This is a genomic window from Enterobacter sp. Lyrl_3 (genome assembly GCF_051948675.1).
Taxonomy (GTDB): domain Bacteria; phylum Pseudomonadota; class Gammaproteobacteria; order Enterobacterales; family Enterobacteriaceae; genus Enterobacter; species Enterobacter cloacae.
This window is the reverse complement of sequence record NZ_JAYJLI010000018.1, coordinates 24846-44994: the sequence shown is the minus strand read 5'-3', so window position 1 is coordinate 44994 and position 20149 is coordinate 24846. Positions and strand designations below refer to the sequence as shown.

20 protein-coding genes are annotated in these 20149 nt (G+C 56.3%); 13 read left to right on the top strand and 7 right to left on the bottom strand.

The genetic code is table 11. The features are described 5' to 3' along the window. From hemX to hemC, 3 genes are read right to left on the bottom strand one after another with little or no spacing between them, the layout of a single operon-like run. Nucleotides 1–1197 (bottom strand): uroporphyrinogen-III C-methyltransferase, encoded by a 1197-nt coding sequence (hemX, locus tag VF709_RS21575; RefSeq protein ID WP_029883126.1) that lies wholly within the window; start codon nucleotides 1195–1197, stop codon nucleotides 1–3. Between the two features lie 21 nt (nucleotides 1198–1218). Continuing rightward, entirely contained in the window at nucleotides 1219–1959 is a 741-nt protein-coding gene (hemD, locus tag VF709_RS21570) for a uroporphyrinogen-III synthase (protein ID WP_114519464.1), read from the bottom strand. After that, nucleotides 1956–2897 carry a hydroxymethylbilane synthase gene (gene hemC, locus VF709_RS21565; protein WP_032618596.1) on the bottom strand — a complete coding sequence of 314 codons (942 nt, stop codon included), beginning with the start codon at nucleotides 2895–2897 and terminating at the stop codon, nucleotides 1956–1958. Before hemC ends, hemD begins: the two co-directional genes overlap by 4 nt. Before the next feature lie 350 nt (nucleotides 2898–3247). Here hemC and cyaA point away from each other — a divergent pair, with 350 nt between their 5' ends. Further along, complete coding sequence (cyaA, locus tag VF709_RS21560; RefSeq protein ID WP_440232297.1) at nucleotides 3248–5791, top strand: class I adenylate cyclase; 2544 nt, start codon at nucleotides 3248–3250, stop codon at nucleotides 5789–5791. A gap of 73 nt (nucleotides 5792–5864) precedes the next feature. On the opposite strand, the gene cyaY is transcribed toward cyaA, so the two are convergent. Continuing rightward, a complete protein-coding gene (cyaY, locus tag VF709_RS21555) occupies nucleotides 5865–6185 on the bottom strand; it encodes an iron donor protein CyaY (protein WP_013099261.1) in 321 nt (106 codons plus the stop codon). Nucleotides 6186–6320: 135 nt separating this feature from the next. On the opposite strand from cyaY, the gene lptM reads away from it, so the two are divergent. From lptM to corA, 8 genes are all read left to right on the top strand, one after another. After that, a complete protein-coding gene (lptM, locus tag VF709_RS21550; protein ID WP_013099260.1) occupies nucleotides 6321–6524 on the top strand; it encodes an LPS translocon maturation chaperone LptM in 204 nt (67 codons plus the stop codon). Nucleotides 6525–6559: 35 nt separating this feature from the next. Next, entirely contained in the window at nucleotides 6560–7384 is an 825-nt protein-coding gene (gene dapF / locus VF709_RS21545) for a diaminopimelate epimerase (RefSeq protein WP_013099259.1), read from the top strand. Beyond that, on the top strand, nucleotides 7381–8088 hold the full coding sequence (locus VF709_RS21540) for a DUF484 domain-containing protein (RefSeq protein WP_013099258.1): 708 nt from the start codon (nucleotides 7381–7383) through the stop codon (nucleotides 8086–8088). Before dapF ends, VF709_RS21540 begins: the two co-directional genes overlap by 4 nt. Next, complete coding sequence (gene xerC / locus VF709_RS21535; protein ID WP_058678770.1) at nucleotides 8085–8987, top strand: tyrosine recombinase XerC; 903 nt, start codon at nucleotides 8085–8087, stop codon at nucleotides 8985–8987. Before VF709_RS21540 ends, xerC begins: the two co-directional genes overlap by 4 nt. Then, nucleotides 8987–9703, top strand: a complete 717-nt coding sequence (yigB, locus tag VF709_RS21530; protein ID WP_440232296.1) for a 5-amino-6-(5-phospho-D-ribitylamino)uracil phosphatase YigB — start codon at nucleotides 8987–8989, stop codon at nucleotides 9701–9703. Before xerC ends, yigB begins: the two co-directional genes overlap by 1 nt. A gap of 108 nt (nucleotides 9704–9811) precedes the next feature. After that, nucleotides 9812–11974: a DNA helicase II gene (uvrD, locus tag VF709_RS21525; RefSeq protein WP_149896978.1), complete on the top strand. Its 2163-nt coding sequence runs from the start codon at nucleotides 9812–9814 to the stop codon at nucleotides 11972–11974. Nucleotides 11975–12123: 149 nt separating this feature from the next. Next, on the top strand, nucleotides 12124–12180 hold the full coding sequence (gene ysgD / locus VF709_RS21520; RefSeq protein ID WP_212743980.1) for a YsgD/CorL family protein: 57 nt from the start codon (nucleotides 12124–12126) through the stop codon (nucleotides 12178–12180). 151 nt (nucleotides 12181–12331) lie between these two features. After that, nucleotides 12332–13282, top strand: coding sequence for a magnesium/cobalt transporter CorA (gene corA / locus VF709_RS21515; protein WP_008501540.1), 951 nt, complete (start codon nucleotides 12332–12334; stop codon nucleotides 13280–13282). 71 nt (nucleotides 13283–13353) lie between these two features. On the opposite strand, the gene rarD is transcribed toward corA, so the two are convergent. After that, entirely contained in the window at nucleotides 13354–14250 is an 897-nt protein-coding gene (gene rarD / locus VF709_RS21510) for an EamA family transporter RarD (protein WP_029883129.1), read from the bottom strand. A gap of 51 nt (nucleotides 14251–14301) precedes the next feature. Continuing rightward, entirely contained in the window at nucleotides 14302–14769 is a 468-nt protein-coding gene (gene yigI, locus VF709_RS21505) for an acyl-CoA thioesterase YigI (RefSeq protein ID WP_013099253.1), read from the bottom strand. A gap of 162 nt (nucleotides 14770–14931) precedes the next feature. On the opposite strand from yigI, the gene pldA reads away from it, so the two are divergent. From pldA to rhtC, 3 genes are all read left to right on the top strand, one after another. Beyond that, entirely contained in the window at nucleotides 14932–15801 is an 870-nt protein-coding gene (gene pldA, locus VF709_RS21500) for a phospholipase A (protein WP_149896980.1), read from the top strand. A gap of 90 nt (nucleotides 15802–15891) precedes the next feature. Beyond that, a complete protein-coding gene (gene recQ / locus VF709_RS21495; protein WP_029883130.1) occupies nucleotides 15892–17721 on the top strand; it encodes an ATP-dependent DNA helicase RecQ in 1830 nt (609 codons plus the stop codon). Nucleotides 17722–17782: 61 nt separating this feature from the next. Continuing rightward, nucleotides 17783–18403 (top strand): threonine export protein RhtC, encoded by a 621-nt coding sequence (gene rhtC / locus VF709_RS21490; RefSeq protein ID WP_045294999.1) that lies wholly within the window; start codon nucleotides 17783–17785, stop codon nucleotides 18401–18403. Here rhtC and rhtB read toward each other — a convergent pair. Next, nucleotides 18400–19020, bottom strand: a complete 621-nt coding sequence (gene rhtB, locus VF709_RS21485) for a homoserine/homoserine lactone efflux protein (RefSeq protein ID WP_013099249.1) — start codon at nucleotides 19018–19020, stop codon at nucleotides 18400–18402. The two genes, rhtC and rhtB, sit on opposite strands and share 4 nt — an antisense overlap. A gap of 111 nt (nucleotides 19021–19131) precedes the next feature. On the opposite strand from rhtB, the gene pldB reads away from it, so the two are divergent. Then, nucleotides 19132–20124, top strand: coding sequence for a lysophospholipase L2 (gene pldB / locus VF709_RS21480; RefSeq protein ID WP_013099248.1), 993 nt, complete (start codon nucleotides 19132–19134; stop codon nucleotides 20122–20124). Nucleotides 20125–20149 lie beyond the last annotated feature (25 nt).

Here is a 20149-nt window from a genome sequence, read left to right as displayed (position 1 = left end):
TTACTCTCCTTGTGGGGCGCTTTCAGGCGCGGGCGCGGCGGCTGGTGCAGGTTCACCCGTCTGCGCAGCCGGAACGCCCGGCTGTGCCAGCAGGTTACGTACGCGCGTTTGCATCAGCTTTTCCAGAATCGGCTGGCTGGCCAGTTTATCCGGCACGTTCATGGTGATGTTCTGCTGACTCAGTTTGTCTATGTCATCGAGGAACGCCGTGGTGGTGGCATCATCGGTATCGTAGTAAGCACGTACCCATGTGGAGACGTTATCCAGCGCCTGTTTGTAGGTCTCTTCCTGATGACGTGGCACGGCCTGGGCCGCGACCAGCAGACGGGAACGAATGTTCTCACGCAGGTAGATATCCTGGTTCGGCGCTAACAGCGGCACGGCGGTTTCATCACGGCGACGAATGGTGATGAAGCTGTCCATAAAGTTCTGCCAGCTTTTTTGCAGGTTTACACGCCACTCGCTCAGGGAGCTGGACAGCTCGGTGCCGTCGGAATCCATGGGAGAATCGTCGTCGTTGTTATCTGCCAGCTGCAGGTTATCAATCTGGTTCGAGAGCTGATTTACCTTGAGGATGATGCCGTCATAATCCACCTGAGAAACGGCGGAGAGGCTGGCGATGTCTTCGGTAATGGCGCGACGTGCGGTGATGAGGCTTGGATCGTTCATGTCCGCCAGACTCGCATCTGCGCTTTTCAGCAGAGCGGCGGCGGTGGTGACATCCTGATCGCTCCAGAGCTTACGCCCGGCCAGTTTCACCAGAAAATCGGCCTGAGAAAGCAGCCAGGTTTTGGCATCGGTACCGGAAATGGAGGCCACTTTTTGCTGTACTTCGTCCAGCTGTTTGGTTAGCTCTTCCTGTTTGCTGTTCGCATCGGCAAGCGCGGCAGCCTGCTGTTTGATGACGCCTTCCAGCTCGGTTTTTTGTGTCTCCTGCGCTTTTTGCAGCGCAGCGAGCTGATTAACCAGCGCGTCGCTGGTTGCCGTCTGATTGGTGCTTTGCTGTTTCACCAGGCCGTAGAGGCTGACGCCTGCTGCCAGCGCAATGGCGATGGCAATCGCGCTCAGCGCGAGGCTGGTCTTGTTGCTGCCGTTTTTCTTCTCAACGGTTTTCTCAGTCGTTTCTGACTGTGGCGTCATGTCCACAGTCTCCCTGGTCTCTTCAACCACGGCGGAGGATTTGTCGTGTTCCGTCATTATGGCATCCCATTATGAGAGTTATTGTAATGCGCGCAGCAGCGCATCGTTGTCGGCGTTATCAGCGATCCGAATATCTTGCCAGCCCAGTTCCCGGGCGAGGTTCGCCAGACGCTCACTGACGACCAAAAGCCGACAGTGGAGTAACCAGTTTTCACGATACCAAAGCGGCACCAGCGACCAGAGTTGCTGCAGCATTTCGCCGCTGGTCACCACCAACGTTGTAATGCCGCGCGTATGCCAGCGCATCGCCTCTTGTGCACCATCGTAATGTTTTGCACAGCGTTGATAACATTCGCAAAACGTGACGTCAGCTCCGCGTTCACGCAGCGTTTCGCCTAACAGTTCGCGTCCGCCGTTACCGCGTAAAATCAGCGCACGTTTTCCGATTAGGGTTTGTAATTCAGGTAATTGTAGCAAGACTTCGCTGGTTTCCCGATCTAACGGGTAACGTACGTCTGCTCCACTTACGGTATGCAGCGCCAGGGCGGTGGAACGGCCAATCGCGAAATAGCGTGGCGCGGTAGGCCAGTTCAGTCCCTGCTGTTGTAGCTGCGCATGGGCAAATTCCACGGCATGTTGCGACAAGGCAAACAGCAGGTCGCCTTCCTGATGGGTATTCATATGGTCGGCGAGCGCGGACAGCTCCCGACCCGGGGAGAATTCAATAAGCGGAAAACTCCAGGCCACCTGCCCCAGTGCGCGCAGACGGCTCACTAACTGCTCTCCTGCGGGAGAAGGGCGGGTGACGAGAATACTCATGCAGGGGGCTCTCCATCGTAAACGTCAGCCAGAATCTCGCGGGCACCGTTATCCAGTAACTCTTCCGCCAGCGAAACGCCAAGCTGCTCAGCATCTTGCGGTTTACCGCGGCGCTCACCGCGTACCATCTGCGAACCGTCCGGCGCGCCAACCAGCGCACGCAGCCACAGTTCACCGTTAATTAATTCAGCATAGCTGCCAATCGGCACCTGGCACCCCCCTTCAAGGCGGGTATTCATCGCACGCTCGGCTTTGACGCGAATGGCCGTCTCGTCATGATTCAGCGGCGCAAGCAGTTCACGGGTACGCCTGTCATCCAGACGGCACTCAATACCTACAGCGCCCTGTCCCACGGCCGGCAAAGAGAGCTCCGGTGGCAACGCGACGCGAATGCGTGACTCCAGCCCCAGACGCTTAAGTCCTGCTACCGCGAGGATAATGGCATCGTAATCGCCGTTATCCAGCTTGCCCAGACGCGTGCCGACGTTACCGCGCAGCGAGCGTATGATCAGATCCGGACGGCGTTCAGCCAACTGACACTGGCGGCGTAAACTGGACGTGCCAACCACGCTGCCTTTGGGCAACGCATCAAGCGAGTCAAACTGGTTAGAGACAAACGCATCGCGCGGATCCTCGCGCTCGCAAATGGTCACCAGTCCCAGCCCTTCCGGGAACTCGACGGGCACGTCTTTCATCGAATGCACGGCGATATCGGCGCGGTTCTCAAGCAATGCCAGTTCCAGTTCTTTGACAAACAAGCCTTTGCCGCCCACTTTCGCCAGCGGCGTATCAAGGATCACATCGCCGCGCGTGACCATGGGCACCAGCTCGACGCGCAAGCCGCTGTGGCAGGCTTCCAGGCGCTGCTTAACATAATGTGCCTGCCAGAGCGCAAGAGGGCTTTGGCGTGTGGCAATTCTCAAAACATTGTCTAACATGCTTGTTACCGTCATTATCAATCGCTAACCATCCTAACATTGTTGACTCTGGGATGGCAGTTTTACGGTGATGAAGAAGAGAGGGACAGGGCGGGAGTTCTCGTCAGCCACAGCCGTATTAAGGAATTTACACGTACAGAACGGTGCTACACTTTGTATGTAGCGCAACTTTCTTTACGGTCAATCGGCAAGGTGTTAAATTGATCACGTTTTAGACCATTTTTTCGTCGGTACCAGCATAATGATAAGGGCGAAAAAGGGTAACGGTTATCTTTTTGAAATACTGCGGGCTCGCTGTTATTTTGGTTTTTGAATAGCTTGCGACACCCGGAAACATCAGGCGATACGTCTTGTACCTCTATATTGAGACTCTGAAACAGAGACTGGATGCCATCAATCAACTGCGTGTGGATCGCGCGCTTGCTGCCATGGGCCCTGCTTTCCAGCAGGTATACAGTCTGCTGCCGACATTATTGCACTATCACCATCCGCTGATGCCGGGTTACCTTGACGGTAACGTTCCCAAGGGCATTTGCCTTTTCACGCCTGATGAAACCCAACAGCATTATCTCAACGAACTTGAACTCTACCGTGGCATGCCGCCGCAGGAATCCCCGAAAGGTGAACTGCCTATCACCGGCGTTTACTCCATGGGGAGCACCTCTTCGGTAGGGCAAAGCTGTTCGTCTGACCTGGACATCTGGGTCTGTCATCAATCCTGGCTCGATAACGAAGAGCGTCAGTTGCTGCAGCGTAAATGTAGCCTGCTGGAAAGCTGGGCGGCATCGCTTGGCGTGGAAGTGAGCTTCTTCCTGATTGATGAAAACCGTTTCCGCCATAACGAAAGCGGCAGTCTGGGTGGTGAGGACTGTGGCTCCACGCAGCACATTTTATTGCTGGACGAATTTTACCGTACGGCAGTGCGTCTGGCCGGGAAGCGTATTCTGTGGAATATGGTCCCGTGCGAAGAAGAAGAGCATTACGATGATTACGTGATGTCGCTCTACGCGCAGGGCGTACTGACGCCAAACGAATGGCTGGATTTGGGCGGCCTGAGCTCCCTGTCAGCCGAAGAGTACTTTGGCGCGAGCCTCTGGCAGCTTTATAAGAGCATCGACTCACCATACAAAGCGGTGCTGAAAACGCTGTTGCTCGAAGCCTATTCCTGGGAATACCCAACCCCACGCCTGCTGGCGAAAGATATCAAGCAGCGTCTGCACGACGGGGAGATTGTCTCCTTTGGGCTTGACGCCTACTGCATGATGCTGGAACGCGTTACCGAATACCTGAAAGCCATTGATGACACCACGCGTCTCGACCTGGTGCGTCGATGTTTCTATCTCAAAGTTTGTGAGAAATTGAGCCGCGAACGCGCCTGCGTGGGCTGGCGTCGTGAAGTGGTCTCTCAGCTCGTCAAAGAGTGGGGATGGGGCGAAGAGCGTCTTTCCATGCTCGACAATCGCGCCAACTGGAAAATCGATCAGGTGCGTGAAGCGCACAACGAACTGCTTGATGCGATGATGCAAAGCTACCGTAACCTGATCCGCTTTGCGCGCCGTAACAACCTCAGCGTGTCCGCCAGCCCGCAGGACATCGGGGTATTGACCCGCAAACTGTATGCCGCGTTTGAAGCGCTGCCGGGCAAAGTCACTCTGGTTAACCCGCAAATTTCGCCCGATCTGTCAGAGCCAAACCTGACCTTTATCTATGTGCCGCCGGGCCGCGCGAACCGCACCGGGTGGTATCTGTATAACCGTGCCCCAAGCATGGATTCAATCATTAGCCATCAGCCGCTGGAGTATAACCGCTACCTGAACAAGCTGGTGGCCTGGGCCTGGTTTAACGGCCTGCTGACCTCGCGCACACGCCTGTTTATCAAAGGCAACGAGGTGGTCGATTTAGCCAAACTTCAGGAGATGGTGTCAGATGTCTCCCATCACTTCCCGCTGCGTCTGCCGGCACCCACGCCAAAAGCGCTCTACAGCCCGTGTGAAATTCGCCATCTGGCGATTATCGTCAACCTGGAATATGACCCGACGGCGGCCTTCCGCAATCAGGTCGTGCATTTTGACTTCCGCAAGCTGGACGTCTTCAGCTTTGGCGAGCAGCAAAATTGCCTGGTCGGCAGCGTGGATCTGCTGTACCGCAACTCGTGGAACGAAGTGCGTACGCTGCACTTCAACGGCGAGCAGGCGATGATCGAAGCGTTGAAAACCATTCTCGGTAAGATGCACCAGGATGCCGCGCCGCCGGACAGCGTGGAAGTGTTCTGCTACAGCCAGCACCTGCGTGGTTTGATTCGTACCCGCGTGCAGCAGTTAGTTTCAGAATGTATTGAGCTGCGTCTTTCCAGTACCCGTCAGGAAACCGGTCGCTTTAAAGCGCTGCGTGTTTCAGGGCAAACCTGGGGTCTGTTCTTCGAACGCCTGAACGTGTCGGTGCAGAAGCTGGAGAACGCCATTGAGTTTTACGGCGCGATTTCGCACAACAAACTGCATGGCCTGTCGGTTCAGGTGGAGACCAACCACGTCAAGCTGCCGCAGGTGGTGGATGGCTTTGCCAGTGAAGGGATTATCCAGTTCTTCTTTGAAGAGTCGGGAGACGATGCCGGTTTCAACATCTATATTCTTGATGAGACCAACCGTGCAGAGGTGTATCACCACTGCGAAGGCAGTAAAGAGGAGCTGGTGCGTGACGTTAGCCGCTTCTACTCCTCATCACACGACCGCTTCACCTACGGCTCCAGCTTCATCAACTTCAACCTGCCGCAGTTCTACCAGATTGTGAATGTCGATGGCCGTGCGCAGGTGATTCCGTTCCGTACTCAGGCCGTCACGCCTGCCGAGCCTGCGAATCAGGATACCGCACCGCTGTTGCAGCAGTATTTCTCGTGATGCTTTTCGCCGGGTGGCTACGTTCCGAGCCGTTGTAGGCCCGGTAAGGCGTAGCCGCCACCGGGCAACAACACTACCTGAAACTCACGTCTTCACCCGCCTGCGCGGTTGCAGCCTGCTCCAGCAGATCCCAGAAGGTTTCGCCGCTACGGTCACAAACCCATTCATCCCCTTTCAGATCGAAATGGTAGCCACCCTGTCTGGCCGCCAGCCATACCTGGTGAAGCGGCTCCTGGCGGTTAATAATAATTTTGCTGCCGTTTTCGAAACTGAGGGTCAGGATACCGCCGTTGATTTCACAATCGATATCGCTGTCGCCTTCCCAGTCGTCCAGGCGCTCTTCAATGGTCATCCACAGGGTGTCGGCAAGGCGATGGAATTCACTGTCGTTCATGGTTTTGTTCCTGTTTTTCGTGATGCCGGCAGTATAACCCTAAATAATTCCCGTTGCAGGAAAGCGGCAAACTCTTGCTTTTGTGTCTTCTCCTGCGATGATAGAAACAGATTTGAACTTACGGGCAACTTTATAATGAAAAACGCTTTCCGAACGCTTGCCGTTCTCATCACGCTGTTTAGTCTGACTGGCTGTGGGCTGAAGGGGCCGCTGTACTTCCCGCCAGCGGATAAAACCGCGCCGCCACCGACGAAACCTGTGAACAGCGGCATTGAGTCATCTACGCCAGACACTAACGATCGTGGCAACAACGGTGGCCCGACTCAGGTTAATCTCTGACGATCACGTTCTGTACCCGCGCAATGGAGCAAATGATGCAGTTCTCTAAAATGCATGGCCTTGGTAACGATTTTATGGTCGTCGACGCGGTAACGCAGAATGTCTTTTTCTCCCCGGAACTGATCCGCCGCCTGGCGGATCGACACCTGGGCGTGGGGTTCGATCAGCTGCTGGTGGTTGAACCGCCGTACGATCCCGACCTCGATTTCCACTACCGTATTTTCAATGCGGATGGCAGCGAGGTGAATCAGTGCGGCAACGGCGCGCGCTGTTTTGCCCGCTTTGTCCGCCTGAAAGGGTTGACCAACAAACGCGATATCCGTGTCAGCACGGCGAATGGCCGCATGGTGCTCAGCGTTACCGATGACGAGCTGGTGCGCGTGAACATGGGCGAGCCAAACTTCGAACCTTCTGCGGTGCCGTTTCGCGCAAACAAAGCGGAAAAGACCTATATTATGCGTGCGGCCGAGCAGACAGTATTGTGTGGCGTCGTCTCGATGGGCAACCCACACTGTGTGATTCAGGTTGATAACGTGGAAACGGCCGCGGTTGAAACCCTGGGCCCGGTGCTGGAAAGCCATGAACGTTTCCCGGAACGGGCGAATATCGGTTTTATGCAGGTGGTGAAGCGTGAGCATATCCGTCTGCGCGTGTACGAGCGCGGCGCGGGCGAAACGCAGGCTTGCGGAAGCGGTGCCTGTGCTGCGGTGGCCGTCGGCATCTCTCAGGGGTTACTGGCCGAAGAGGTTCGCGTGGAGTTACCAGGCGGTCGTCTTGATATCGCCTGGAAAGGACCGGGTCATCCACTGTATATGACTGGCCCGGCGGCACATGTCTATGACGGGTTTATCCATCTATGAAACAACCAGGGGAAGAACTGCAGGAAACGGTGACGGAACTGGACGACAGGGCTGTTGTTGATTATCTGCTGCGCAATCCTGAGTTTTTTATTCGCAATGCACGCGTCGTCGAAGCGATGCGTGTGCCGCATCCGGTTCGCGGGACCGTGTCGCTGGTCGAATGGCACATGGCACGCTCGCGCAACCACATCAATCAGCTTGAAGAGAACATGACGCTGCTGATGGAGCAGGCCAACACGAACGAAAGCCTGTTCTATCGTCTTCTGCATCTGCAGGCGCGTCTGGCCTCGGCGCACAGCCTCGAAGAATTTCTCAGCCGCTTCCACCGCTGGGCGCGTGAACTGGGGCTGGCTGGCGCAACGATTCGTCTTTTCCCTGACCGCTGGCGCATTGGCGCGCCGTCCGGTTTTACCCATCTGGCGTTGAGTCGCCAGGCGTTTGAACCCCTGCGTATTCAGCGTCTGGGCCACGAACATCACTATCTTGGGCCGCTTAACGGGCCGGAACTGCTGGTGGTACTGCCGGAGGCGAAAGCGATAGGCTCGGTGGCGATGTCGATGATGGGGCGTGATGGCGATCTGGGGGTGATGTTATTTACCAGCCGCGACGCGCATCATTACGAGCAGGGACAAGGCACGCAGCTGCTGCAGGAGATCGCCCTGATGCTGCCTGAGCTGCTGGAGCGCTGGATTGAACGTGTATGACGGACGCCCTGCTCGCGACTGACGTCTCGCGCTTTCTGCGCTACCTGGGCGTTGAACGTCAGCTAAGCCCCATTACGCTGCTGAATTATCAGCGTCAGCTTGATGCCATCATGCAGATTGCCGATGAGATCGGCCTGAAAAGCTGGAAACAATGTGACGCTGCAACCGTCCGTGGGTTTGTTGTGCGCAGCCGTAAAAAAAACCTAAGCCCGGCGAGTCTGGCGCTCAGGCTTTCTGCGCTGCGCAGTTTCTTCGACTGGCTGGTGAGCCAGGGCGGCTTAAAAGCCAACCCGGCGAAAGGCATCGCCACGCCGAAAGCCCCGCGTCACCTGCCGAAAAATATCGACGTCGACGATGTAAACCGCCTGCTGGATATTGACCTCAACGACCCGCTGGCCGTGCGCGATCGCGCGATGCTGGAGGTCATGTACGGTGCGGGCCTGCGTCTTTCCGAACTGGTTAATCTCGATTTAAAACATCTCGATCTGGAGTCCGGCGAAGTGTGGGTGATGGGTAAGGGCAGCAAAGAGCGCCGCCTGCCGATTGGCCGTAATGCCGTCTCGTGGATTGAGCACTGGCTGGATCTGCGCGGGCTGTTTGGCGCCGAGGAGGAGGCGCTGTTCCTGTCGAAACTCGGCAAGCGGATCTCGGCGCGTAACGTGCAGAAACGCTTTGCAGAGTGGGGCATTAAGCAGGGGTTGAACAGCCACGTCCATCCGCACAAGCTGCGCCACTCTTTTGCCACCCACATGCTGGAATCGAGTGGCGATCTGCGTGGCGTGCAGGAGCTGCTCGGCCACGCGAATCTCTCCACCACCCAAATCTATACCCACTTAGACTTTCAACACCTTGCGTCGGTGTATGATGCGGCGCATCCACGCGCCAAACGGGGGAAATAATGCGTTTTTACCGCCCACTGGGTCACATCTCAGCCCTGACTTTTGATCTTGATGACACCCTTTATGACAACCGTGAAGTGATCCTGCGAACTGAGCAGGAGTCACTGGCGTTTGTTCAGAACTACCATCCGGCGCTAAAGACGATGCAGAACAAGGACTTTCAGCTGCTGCGTCAGTCCCTGCGTGAGACCGAGCCGGATATTTATCACGATGTAACCGAATGGCGTCGCCGTGCGGTGGAGCAGGCGATGCTCAACGCTGGGCTGAGCGCACAGGATGCGGCCGTCGGGGCTGAAGCCGCAATGGAAAACTTCGCCAAATGGCGCAGCCGTATCGACGTGCCGCAGGAAACGCACGACACCCTGGCAAAACTGGCAGAAAAATGGCCGCTGGTCGCCATCACCAATGGCAATGCGCAGCCGGAGCTGTTTGGTCTGGGGGATTACTTTGAATTTGTGCTGCGGGCGGGTCCGCACGGGCGCTCGAAGCCGTTTAACGATATGTATCATCTGGCGGCGGAGAAGCTGAACCTGCCGCTCGGCGAAATGTTGCATGTGGGTGATGACCTGACCACAGACGTAGCGGGTGCCATCCGCTGCGGTATGCAGGCCTGCTGGATCAAGCCAGAAAAGACGGACCTGATGATCGCCCCGGACAGCCGTGTTCTGCCGCACCTGGAAATTTCACGGTTGGCATCCCTCACGACGCTGATATAATCACCAGTAATATTGTATAAATTACCAGGGTTTTTGCAGTTGTAGGCCCGGTAAGCAAAGCGCCACCGGGCGCTTTGCTGTGTTCCTGAATACTATGTGACGGTGCCAATGGACGTTTCTTACCTGCTCGACAGCCTTAATGACAAACAGCGTGACGCGGTTGCCGCCTCGCGTACCAACCTGCTGGTGCTGGCTGGGGCGGGCAGTGGTAAGACGCGCGTGCTGGTTCACCGTATCGCCTGGCTGCAGAGCGTGGAAAACTGCTCTCCGTACTCCATCATGGCGGTCACGTTCACCAACAAGGCGGCGGCGGAGATGCGCCACCGTATTGCCCAACTGATGGGCACCAGCCAGGGCGGCATGTGGGTCGGCACCTTCCACGGTCTGGCGCACCGTCTGCTGCGTGCGCACCATATGGACGCCAATCTGCCGCAGGATTTCCAGATCCTCGACAGTGAAGACCAGCTCCGTCTGCTGAAACGCCTGATTAAGGCGATGAACCTCGACGAGAAACAGTGGCCGCCGCGTCAGGCGATGTGGTACATCAACGGCCAGAAAGACGAAGGGTTGCGCCCGCACCATATTCAGAGCTTTGGCAATCCGGTGGAGCAGACCTGGCAGAACGTTTACAAGGCCTACCAGGAAGCGTGTGACCGCGCCGGGCTGGTGGACTTTGCCGAACTGTTGCTGCGCGCCCACGAGCTGTGGCTGAACAAACCGCATATCCTGCAGCATTACCGTGAACGCTTCACCAATATCCTGGTGGACGAATTCCAGGATACCAACAACATCCAGTACGCCTGGATCCGCCTGCTGGCCGGGGATACCGGCAAGGTGATGATCGTAGGCGATGACGACCAGTCCATCTACGGCTGGCGTGGCGCGCAGGTGGAAAACATTCAGCGCTTCCTCAACGACTTCCCCGGCGCCGAAACCATCCGTCTGGAGCAGAACTACCGCTCGACCAGCAATATCTTGAGCGCGGCCAACGCCCTGATTGAAAACAACAACGGGCGCCTGGGTAAAAAGCTATGGACCGACGGGGTCGACGGTGAGCCGATTTCCATTTACTGCGCCTTCAACGAGCTCGACGAAGCACGTTTCGTGGTGAACCGCATCAAAACCTGGCAGGACAACGGTGGCGCGCTGGAACAGTGTGCCATTCTCTACCGCAGCAACGCCCAGTCGCGCGTGCTGGAAGAGGCGCTGCTGCAGGTGAGCATGCCGTACCGTATCTACGGCGGCATGCGCTTCTTCGAACGTCAGGAGATCAAAGACGCGCTCTCGTATCTGCGCCTGATCGCTAACCGAAACGACGATGCGGCGTTTGAACGTGTGGTAAATACGCCAACCCGCGGCATTGGTGACCGAACGCTGGACGTGGTGCGTCAGGCCTCGCGCGATCGTCAGCTTACGCTCTGGCAGGCGTGCCGCGAGCTGTTGCAGGAAAAAGCCCTCGCCGGACGCGCTGCTAGCGCGCTGCAGCGCTTCCTGGAATTAATTGACGCGCTGGCGCAGGAAACCGCCGACATGCCGCTACACGTGCAGACTGACCGGGTGATCAAAGACTCGGGCCTGCGCACCATGTACGAGCAGGAGAAAGGCGAGAAGGGCCAGACCCGTATTGAGAACTTAGAGGAACTGGTGACGGCAACGCGCCAGTTCAGCTACAACGAAGAAGACGAAGACCTGATGCCGCTGCAGGCGTTCCTTTCTCACGCCGCGCTGGAAGCAGGCGAAGGGCAGGCGGATACCTGGCAGGATGCGGTTCAACTGATGACCCTGCACTCTGCCAAAGGCCTCGAATTCCCGCAGGTGTTTATCGTCGGCATGGAAGAGGGTATGTTCCCGAGCCAGATGTCGCTGGATGAAGGCGGGCGTCTGGAAGAGGAGCGCCGTCTGGCTTACGTAGGCGTGACGCGAGCGATGCAGAAGCTGACGCTGACCTACGCTGAAACCCGCCGTTTGTACGGTAAAGAGGTCTATCACCGTCCGTCGCGCTTTATCGGCGAACTACCGGAAGAGTGTGTCGAAGAGGTGCGTCTGCGTTCCAGTATCAGCCGCCCGGTCAGCCATCAGCGGATGGGCTCGCCGATTGCGGAAACCGACACCGGCTATAAGCTGGGCCAGCGCGTGCGTCATTCGAAGTTTGGTGAAGGCACCATCGTCAATCTGGAAGGCAGCGGCGAGCACAGTCGCCTGCAGGTGGCGTTCCAGGGGCAGGGGATCAAATGGCTGGTGGCCGCGTATGCCAAGCTGGAAGCAGTGTAACTTTCAGAAAAATATCATTATTTTGTAATAATCTGCTAGCCTTATACGTTGAAGGTCAATTAATGCCCTTCAGCGTTTCGTTGCGTGTTGACGCCACAGTTGCTGCTGGCGTAACATGCGCGCACGATTACGCTAAGAGGACATTCGCCTTGGACACACCCAGTAGATACTGGCTCAATTCCCTGTCATCCAGGAACAACTCCTAAGGCTATCTCCTCTTGCTGATGGCCTTAGTGGTTGTCAGCGACCTGCATTATTCCCGTCGCGCTGAGTCAGGCTGTTTAATGGTCTGAAACCCAATTTGTTTCTGTGTGCCCACCGAACTGTCCGATATTTTTTGCATTGGGAGTCCCGGTCATGTTGAGCGCATTTCAACTCGAAAATAACCGACTGACTCGGCTTGAAGCCGAAGAGTCACAGCCCCTCATTGATGCCGTATGGGTGGATCTGGTCGAGCCGGACGACGATGAACGCCTGCGCGTACAATCTGAGCTGGGGCAGAGTCTGGCCACTCGCCCGGAACTGGAAGACATCGAAGCATCCGCACGTTTTTTTGAAGACGAAGACGGCCTGCACATTCACTCCTTCTTCTTCTTTGAAGATGCCGAAGACCACGCGGGGAACTCCACCGTGGCATTTACCATTCGCGACGGTCGCCTGTTTACCCTGCGCGAGCGCGAACTGCCGGCGTTTCGTCTCTACCGTATGCGCGCCCGCAGCCAGGCGATGGTGGACGGCAATGCTTACGAATTGCTGCTCGATCTGTTCGAAACCAAAATTGAGCAGCTGGCGGATGAGATTGAAAATATCTACAGCGATCTGGAAAAACTGAGCCGCGTCATCATGGAAGGCCATCAGGGCGATGAATACGACGAAGCGCTCTCCACGCTGGCGGAGCTGGAAGATATCGGCTGGAAGGTGCGTCTGTGTCTGATGGATACCCAGCGCGCGCTGAACTTCCTGGTGCGCAAGGCGCGTCTGCCGGGCGGCCAGCTGGAACAGGCGCGTGAGATCCTGCGCGATATCGAATCCCTGCTGCCGCACAACGAATCACTGTTCCAGAAGGTCAACTTCCTGATGCAGGCGGCGATGGGCTTTATCAACATCGAGCAGAACCGCATTATCAAGATCTTCTCGGTGGTATCCGTGGTGTTCCTGCCGCCGACGCTGGTGGCATCCAGCTATGGGATGAACTTTGAGTTTATGCCAGAGCTGAAGTGGAGTTTCGGCTATCCGGGGGCGATTATCTTTATGATCCTCGCCGGGCTGGCGCCGTATCTCTATTTCAAGCGTCGCAACTGGCTGTAAAAATCTGGCGGGTGGCGCTGTGCTTACCCGCCCTATGATCGAACTCCCTCTCCCACCGGGAGAGGGGAAAATCACAGCCCTTTACGCACCCGGCGCTGGGTATAAATCGCGTCAGCGACAAAAATCGCCAGCGCCACCCAGATAAACGCGAACGTCACCATCTTATCCGCACCCGGCACTTCGCCGTAAAACACCACCGCCAGCAGGAACATCAGCGTCGGGCCGATGTACTGGAAAAAGCCCAGCGTGGACAGACGCAGGCGCGTTGCCGCACCGGTAAAGCAGAGCAGTGGGATGGTCGTCACCACGCCTGCGGCCATCAGCATCACATTCAGGGACCACGGGTTGCTGCCCATGTGGCTGGTCGGGCTGTCGGCAATGCCGAAGAGATAGATAGCGGCCACCGGCAACAGCCACAGGGTTTCAAACAGCATGCCGGTTTGCGCTTCCACGGCAATCTTCTTACGCACCAGCCCGTAGAACGCAAAGCTGAACGCCAGCCCCAGCGCAATAACAGGCAGTGAACCGAAGGTCCACAGCTGAACCAGCACGCCGCAGAAGGCGAGGATCACCGCCAGCCACTGCATCCGGCGGAAGCGCTCGCCGAGGAAAATCATCCCCAGCACAATATTCACCAGCGGGTTTATAAAGTAGCCCAGACTCGCTTCGAGCATATGATGATTATTCACCGCCCAGATAAACAGCAGCCAGTTTCCGCCAATCAGTACTGCCGAGAGTGCCAGCAGGAAGATCTTCTTCGGAGTTTGTAGCAGCGTTTTGACGCCAGACCACTGACGACTAACGCTCATCAGCGCGATCATGAAGAAGAAGGACCAGATGACGCGGTGAGTGAGGATCTCATCAGCCGGTACGTAAGCGATAAATTTAAAGTAGGCGGGTGCGACACCCCAAATAAAATAAGCGGCAAGGGCGAGTAACACGCCCTGCCGCGTCTGTTTAGCATCCATCGGGAAAATCCGTGACAAAAAAGTGAATTAACTTTACCCGATTTTTCAGCTTCAACCCACCATATAAGTGGCGGTTGCGCTGGCGATATAAAGTTGTTCTTCGTTATGCAGTTCAACACGCGCCACGGCGACCTTATTACCCGCGCGGAGCAGGCTGCTGCTGCAGGTGAAGCGGTTTCCGCGCCCGGGACGCAGATAATCGACGCGTAAATCGATGGTACCCATGCGGGATAAGCGCTGACGCAGCTCGTCTTCGTTGATGGTGTCATGGCGGGTCAGGGTGCTGCCAACACATACCAGCCCTGCAGCCACGTCCAGCGCGGAGGCAATTACCCCGCCATGTAAAATGCTCTGTGCCCAGTTGCCTACCATCATCGGCTGGTTGTTAAAGCTGAGCTGGGCAAAGTCTTTTTCGTAACGCTCCAGCTCCAGTCCCAGCGCGCGGTTAAACGGCATATGGTAAACAAAAATCTCGCCCACGAGTTTTAACGCTTCTTCGGCGGTTAGCATGGCTGACATGAGACATCACATCCTTAATGTTAATAAAATGTTGATTTTATGCCCGGACAGGCAAGAATGCCACTTTCAGAAACGAGGATGCAGCAGTTGCTGCAGAAGTCTGTAGAATGTGCGCCATATAACGATTCAGATCATTTAACATTTTGCAGGAGAACACCACCGATGCGGACGTATCTGGCAGGGTTACTGGCAGCGGTTGCGCTGCCCCTCACAGCCTATGCGCAGGAAGCGACAGTCAAAGAGGTGCATGATACGCCAGCAGTTCGCGGTAGCATTATCGCTAACCTGCTGCAGGAGCATGATAATCCCTTCACGCTCTACCCGTACGACACCAACTATGTGCTCTATACCTGGACCAGCGATCTCAACAAAGAGGCGATTCGCTCCTATGACTGGGCTGAGAATGCGCGCAAAGATGAGGTGAAATATCAGCTCAGCCTCGCGTTTCCGTTCTGGCGCGGCATTCTGGGGCCGAATTCGGTTCTCGGTGCATCTTATACCCAGAAATCCTGGTGGCAGCTTTCCAACAGCGGTGAATCTTCACCGTTCCGTGAAACCAACTATGAGCCACAGCTGTTCCTGGGGTTCGCAACGGATTATGAGTTTGCAGGCTGGACATTGCGTGAAGTTGAAGTGGGCTTCAACCATGACTCCAACGGCCGTTCCGATCCAACCTCACGTAGCTGGAACCGCGCCTATACGCGCCTGATGGCGCAAAACGGTAATATGATGGTGGAAGTGAAGCCGTGGTACGTGGTGGGCAGCACCGATGACAACCCGGATATCACCAAATATATGGGCTACTATCAGCTCAGGATTGGCTATCAGCTGGGTGATGCGGTGCTGAGCGCCAGGGGCCAGTACAACTGGAACACCGGTTACGGCGGCGCAGAAGTGGGCTTAAGCTACCCGATGACCAAACACGTGCGTATTTATACGCAGGTCTACAGCGGTTACGGCGAGTCGCTCATCGATTACAACTTCAATCAGACCCGCGTGGGTGTCGGCGTGATGCTGAACGATATTTTCTAAGACGCTCGAATGTTTTTGCGTTAAACGTTGAAGTTTCTCTCTCAGGCGCTGAAAATAGCGCCTGTTTCATTTCTGGCATATGGGGTTAACGTGGCGCAGGCGGAAGTATTGAATCAGGAGTCGCTGGCTAAACAGGTTTTGCATGAAACCTTTGGCTACCAGCAGTTCCGTCCTGGCCAGGAAACCATCATTGAAACCGTGCTGGAAGGCCGTGATTGCCTGGTGGTAATGCCGACCGGTGGCGGTAAATCGCTCTGCTATCAGGTGCCCGCGCTGGTACTTAATGGCCTGACGGTCGTGGTATCGCCGCTGATTTCTCTGATGAAAGACCAGGTCGACCAGCTGCTCGCCAACGGCGTGGCGGCGGCCTGTCTTAACTCCACGCAAACCCGCGAGCAGCAGCAAGAGGTGATGGCCGGTTGCCGTACCGGACAGGTTCGCTTGCTGTATATCGCACCAGAACGTCTGATGCTGGATAACTTCCTCGACCATCTGGCGCACTGGAATCCCGTTCTGCTGGCCGTTGATGAAGCACACTGTATCTCGCAGTGGGGTCACGATTTCCGCCCGGAATATGCGGCACTTGGTCAGCTGCGTCAGCGCTTCCCTGAACTGCCGTTTATGGCGCTGACCGCTACGGCAGATGACACCACGCGGCTGGATATCGTCCGCCTGCTGGGGCTGAACGACCCGCTGATCCAGGTCAGCAGCTTCGACCGCCCGAACATCCGCTATATGCTGATGGAAAAATTCAAGCCGCTGGATCAGCTTCTGCGCTATGTGCAGGAGCAACGCGGCAAGTCAGGCATCATCTACTGCAACAGCCGCGCGAAGGTGGAAGACACCGCTGCGCGTCTGCAAAACCGCGGCTTTAGCGCGGCGGCCTATCATGCCGGGTTAGAAAACCACATCCGCGCCGACGTGCAGGAAAAATTCCAGCGTGATGACCTGCAGATTGTGGTGGCGACGGTGGCGTTCGGCATGGGCATTAACAAGCCCAACGTCCGCTTTGTGGTGCACTTCGACATTCCGCGAAATATCGAATCCTACTACCAGGAAACCGGCCGCGCCGGCCGTGATGGCCTGCCTGCGGAAGCGATGCTGTTTTACGATCCGGCCGATATGGCGTGGCTGCGCCGCTGCCTGGAAGAGAAACCGCAGGGACAGCTGCAGGATATCGAGCGTCACAAACTCAACGCCATGGGCGCGTTTGCGGAAGCGCAGACCTGCCGCCGTCTGGTGCTGCTCAACTACTTTGGTGAAGGGCGTCAGGAGCCGTGCGGCAACTGCGATATCTGTCTCGACCCGCCAAAGCAGTACGATGGCCTGATGGACGCGCGTAAGGCGCTTTCGACCATATACCGTGTTAATCAGCGCTTCGGGATGGGCTACGTGGTGGAAGTGCTGCGCGGCGCCAATAACCAGCGTATCCGCGACATGGGCCACGATAAGCTGCCTGTCTACGGTATTGGCAAAGACCAGAGCCACGAGCATTGGGTCAGCATTATTCGTCAGTTGATTCACCTCGGTTTTGCCACACAGAACATCGCCCAGCACTCCGCGCTTCAGCTCACCGAAGCCGCGCGCCCGGTGCTGCGTGGGGATGTTGAACTCAAGCTTGCCGTGCCGCGCGTAGTGGCCCTGAAACCGCGGGTGATGCAGAAATCCTACGGCGGCAACTACGACCGCAAGCTGTTTGCCAAACTGCGCAAGCTGCGTAAAGCGATTGCCGATGAAGAGAACATTCCGCCATATGTGGTCTTCAACGACGCGACGCTGATCGAGATGGCCGAGCAGATGCCGCTCAGCGCCAGCGAAATGCTCAGCGTCAACGGCGTGGGCACGCGCAAGCTGGAGCGCTTTGGTAAAGAATTCATGGCGCTCATCCGTTCACATGTCGATGGTGATGATGAGGAGTAGTCAGCCGCGCAAAAAAGTGCCAGGATGATGACTCACTGAATTATTTCCCCGCGAGCGAATTATGTTAATGCTATTTCTTACCGTGGCGTTGGTGCACATTGTTGCGCTGATGAGCCCGGGCCCTGACTTTTTCTTCGTGTCACAAACCGCCGTCAGCCGCTCCCGCAAAGAAGCAATGATGGGGGTGTTGGGTATCACTATGGGTGTTATGGTCTGGGCGGCCGTGGCGCTGCTTGGCCTGAACCTCATCCTGGCGAAGATGGCGTGGCTGCATAACATCATCATGGTTGGTGGCGGTCTGTACCTGTGCTGGATGGGCTACCAGATGCTGCGCGGAGCGCTGAAGAAAGAAGAGAAAAAAACGCAAGAGCCAAAAGTTGAGCTGGCAACGGGCGGCCGTAGCTTTGTGAAAGGGCTGCTGACCAACCTGGCGAACCCGAAAGCGATTATCTATTTCGGTTCCGTCTTCTCCCTGTTCGTGGGCGACAGCGTGGGGGCGGGTGCACGCTGGGGTATCTTCCTGCTGATCGTGGTTGAGACGTTTGCGTGGTTCACCGTTGTTGCCAGCCTGTTTGCCTTACCGGCGATGCGCCGTGGCTATCAGCGCATCGCGAAATGGATTGACGGCTTCGCCGGCGCGCTGTTCGCCGGCTTTGGTATTCACCTTATTATCTCTCGCTAAGCATGACGCGCTGACGCAAGCAGCGCGCCAACCAGCATAAACAGCGAACCAAACACTTTGTTCAGGGCCTTCATTTGCTTAGGCCCTTTAATCCATGCTGCAATCCGCTGCGCCAGCGTCGCGTAGCCAATCATCACAATAATATCGACAACAATGGTGGTCACGCCCAGGACTACATACTGCATGACCTGCGGCTGATGCGGGACGATAAACTGCGGGAACAGGGCAGCCAGAAAAACGATGCTTTTTGGGTTGGTCAGATTCACAAACACCGCCCGCTTAAACAGGCGGCCGCGCGTTTGCGTCCGGGCAAGAGTGTTGAGGTCAATTGAGCCTGCTGCGCGCCATTGCTGAATGCCGAGCCAAATCAGATACGCCGCACCGGCCCATTTCAGCACTTCAAATGCCAGCACCGAGCGGGAGAAGAGCGTCCCTAAACCCACGCCCACCAGCACAATGTGAATCCCCAGTCCGGTTTGCAAACCGGCAATGGATGCTGCCGCCCCGCGATAACCGTGGTTAATGGAGGTTGTCATGGTATTAATTGCCCCCGAACCCGGTGACAGGCTGAGGATGATGGATGTCAGCAGGTAAGCGAACCACCACTCGAAGGTCATTTGAAACTCCCGAATCGTCTGTTTTTATGCCACAATACGCTATTGTTGAGTCATTTTGTGACCAGTTACGAAAAAAACGATATTCCCTGAATGACGGGGGGTGGAAACCCGATGTTGCAGCAGAAAAAGGACTGGGAAACACGAGAAAACGCATTTGCTGCTTTCTCCATGGGGCCGCTGACCGATTTCTGGCGTCAGCGTGAGGAAGATGAGTTTACGGGCGTCGGGAATATCCCGGTGCGCTTTGTTCGTTTCCGTGATGAAAAAAATGACCGGGTGATTGTGGTCTGCCCCGGGCGTATCGAAAGCTACATAAAATATGCCGAGCTGGCGTACGACCTGTTCCATCTGGGTTTTGACGTGTTAATTATCGACCATCGCGGGCAGGGGCTTTCTGGTCGAATGTTGCCAGATACCCATCGCGGCCATGTAGATAACTTCAGTGATTATGTCGACGATCTTGCCGCCTTCTGGCAGCAGGAAGTGCAGCCCGGCCCGTGGCGTAAGCGCTATATTCTTGCGCACTCCATGGGCGGCGCGATCTCTACGCTCTTTTTGCAGCGCTACGATCACCAGTGCGATGCCATTGCGCTGACCGCGCCGATGTATGGCATTGTGATACGTTTTCCGGACTGGATGGTGCGCCATCTTCTCGACTGGGCTGAGGGCCATCAGCGCATTCGTGAAGGCTACGCCATCGGAACAGGACGCTGGCGGGCTTTGCCGTTTGCCCTCAACGTCTTAACCCATAGCCGTCAGCGTTATCGCCGCAACCTGCGCTTCTATGCCGATGAGCCTCGCTTGCGCGTTGGCGGCCCCACCTGGCACTGGGTGCGGGAGGGGATACATGCAGGGGAGCAGGTTCTGGCGGGCGTTGGTGATGATGACACGCCGACACTCCTGATTCAGGCTGAAGAAGAGCGTGTGGTGGATAACCGCATGCATGACCGTTTTTGTGAACTGCGCGCTGCCGCCGGTCACCCTTGTGAAGGGGGTAAACCGCTGGTCATCAACGGCGCGTACCATGAGATCCTTTTTGAAAAGGACGCTATGCGCTCAGTCGCGCTTAACGCCATCGTCGAGTTTTTCGACCGGCATAACTGATTTTCTATTGAGGTTAAATTTTCCT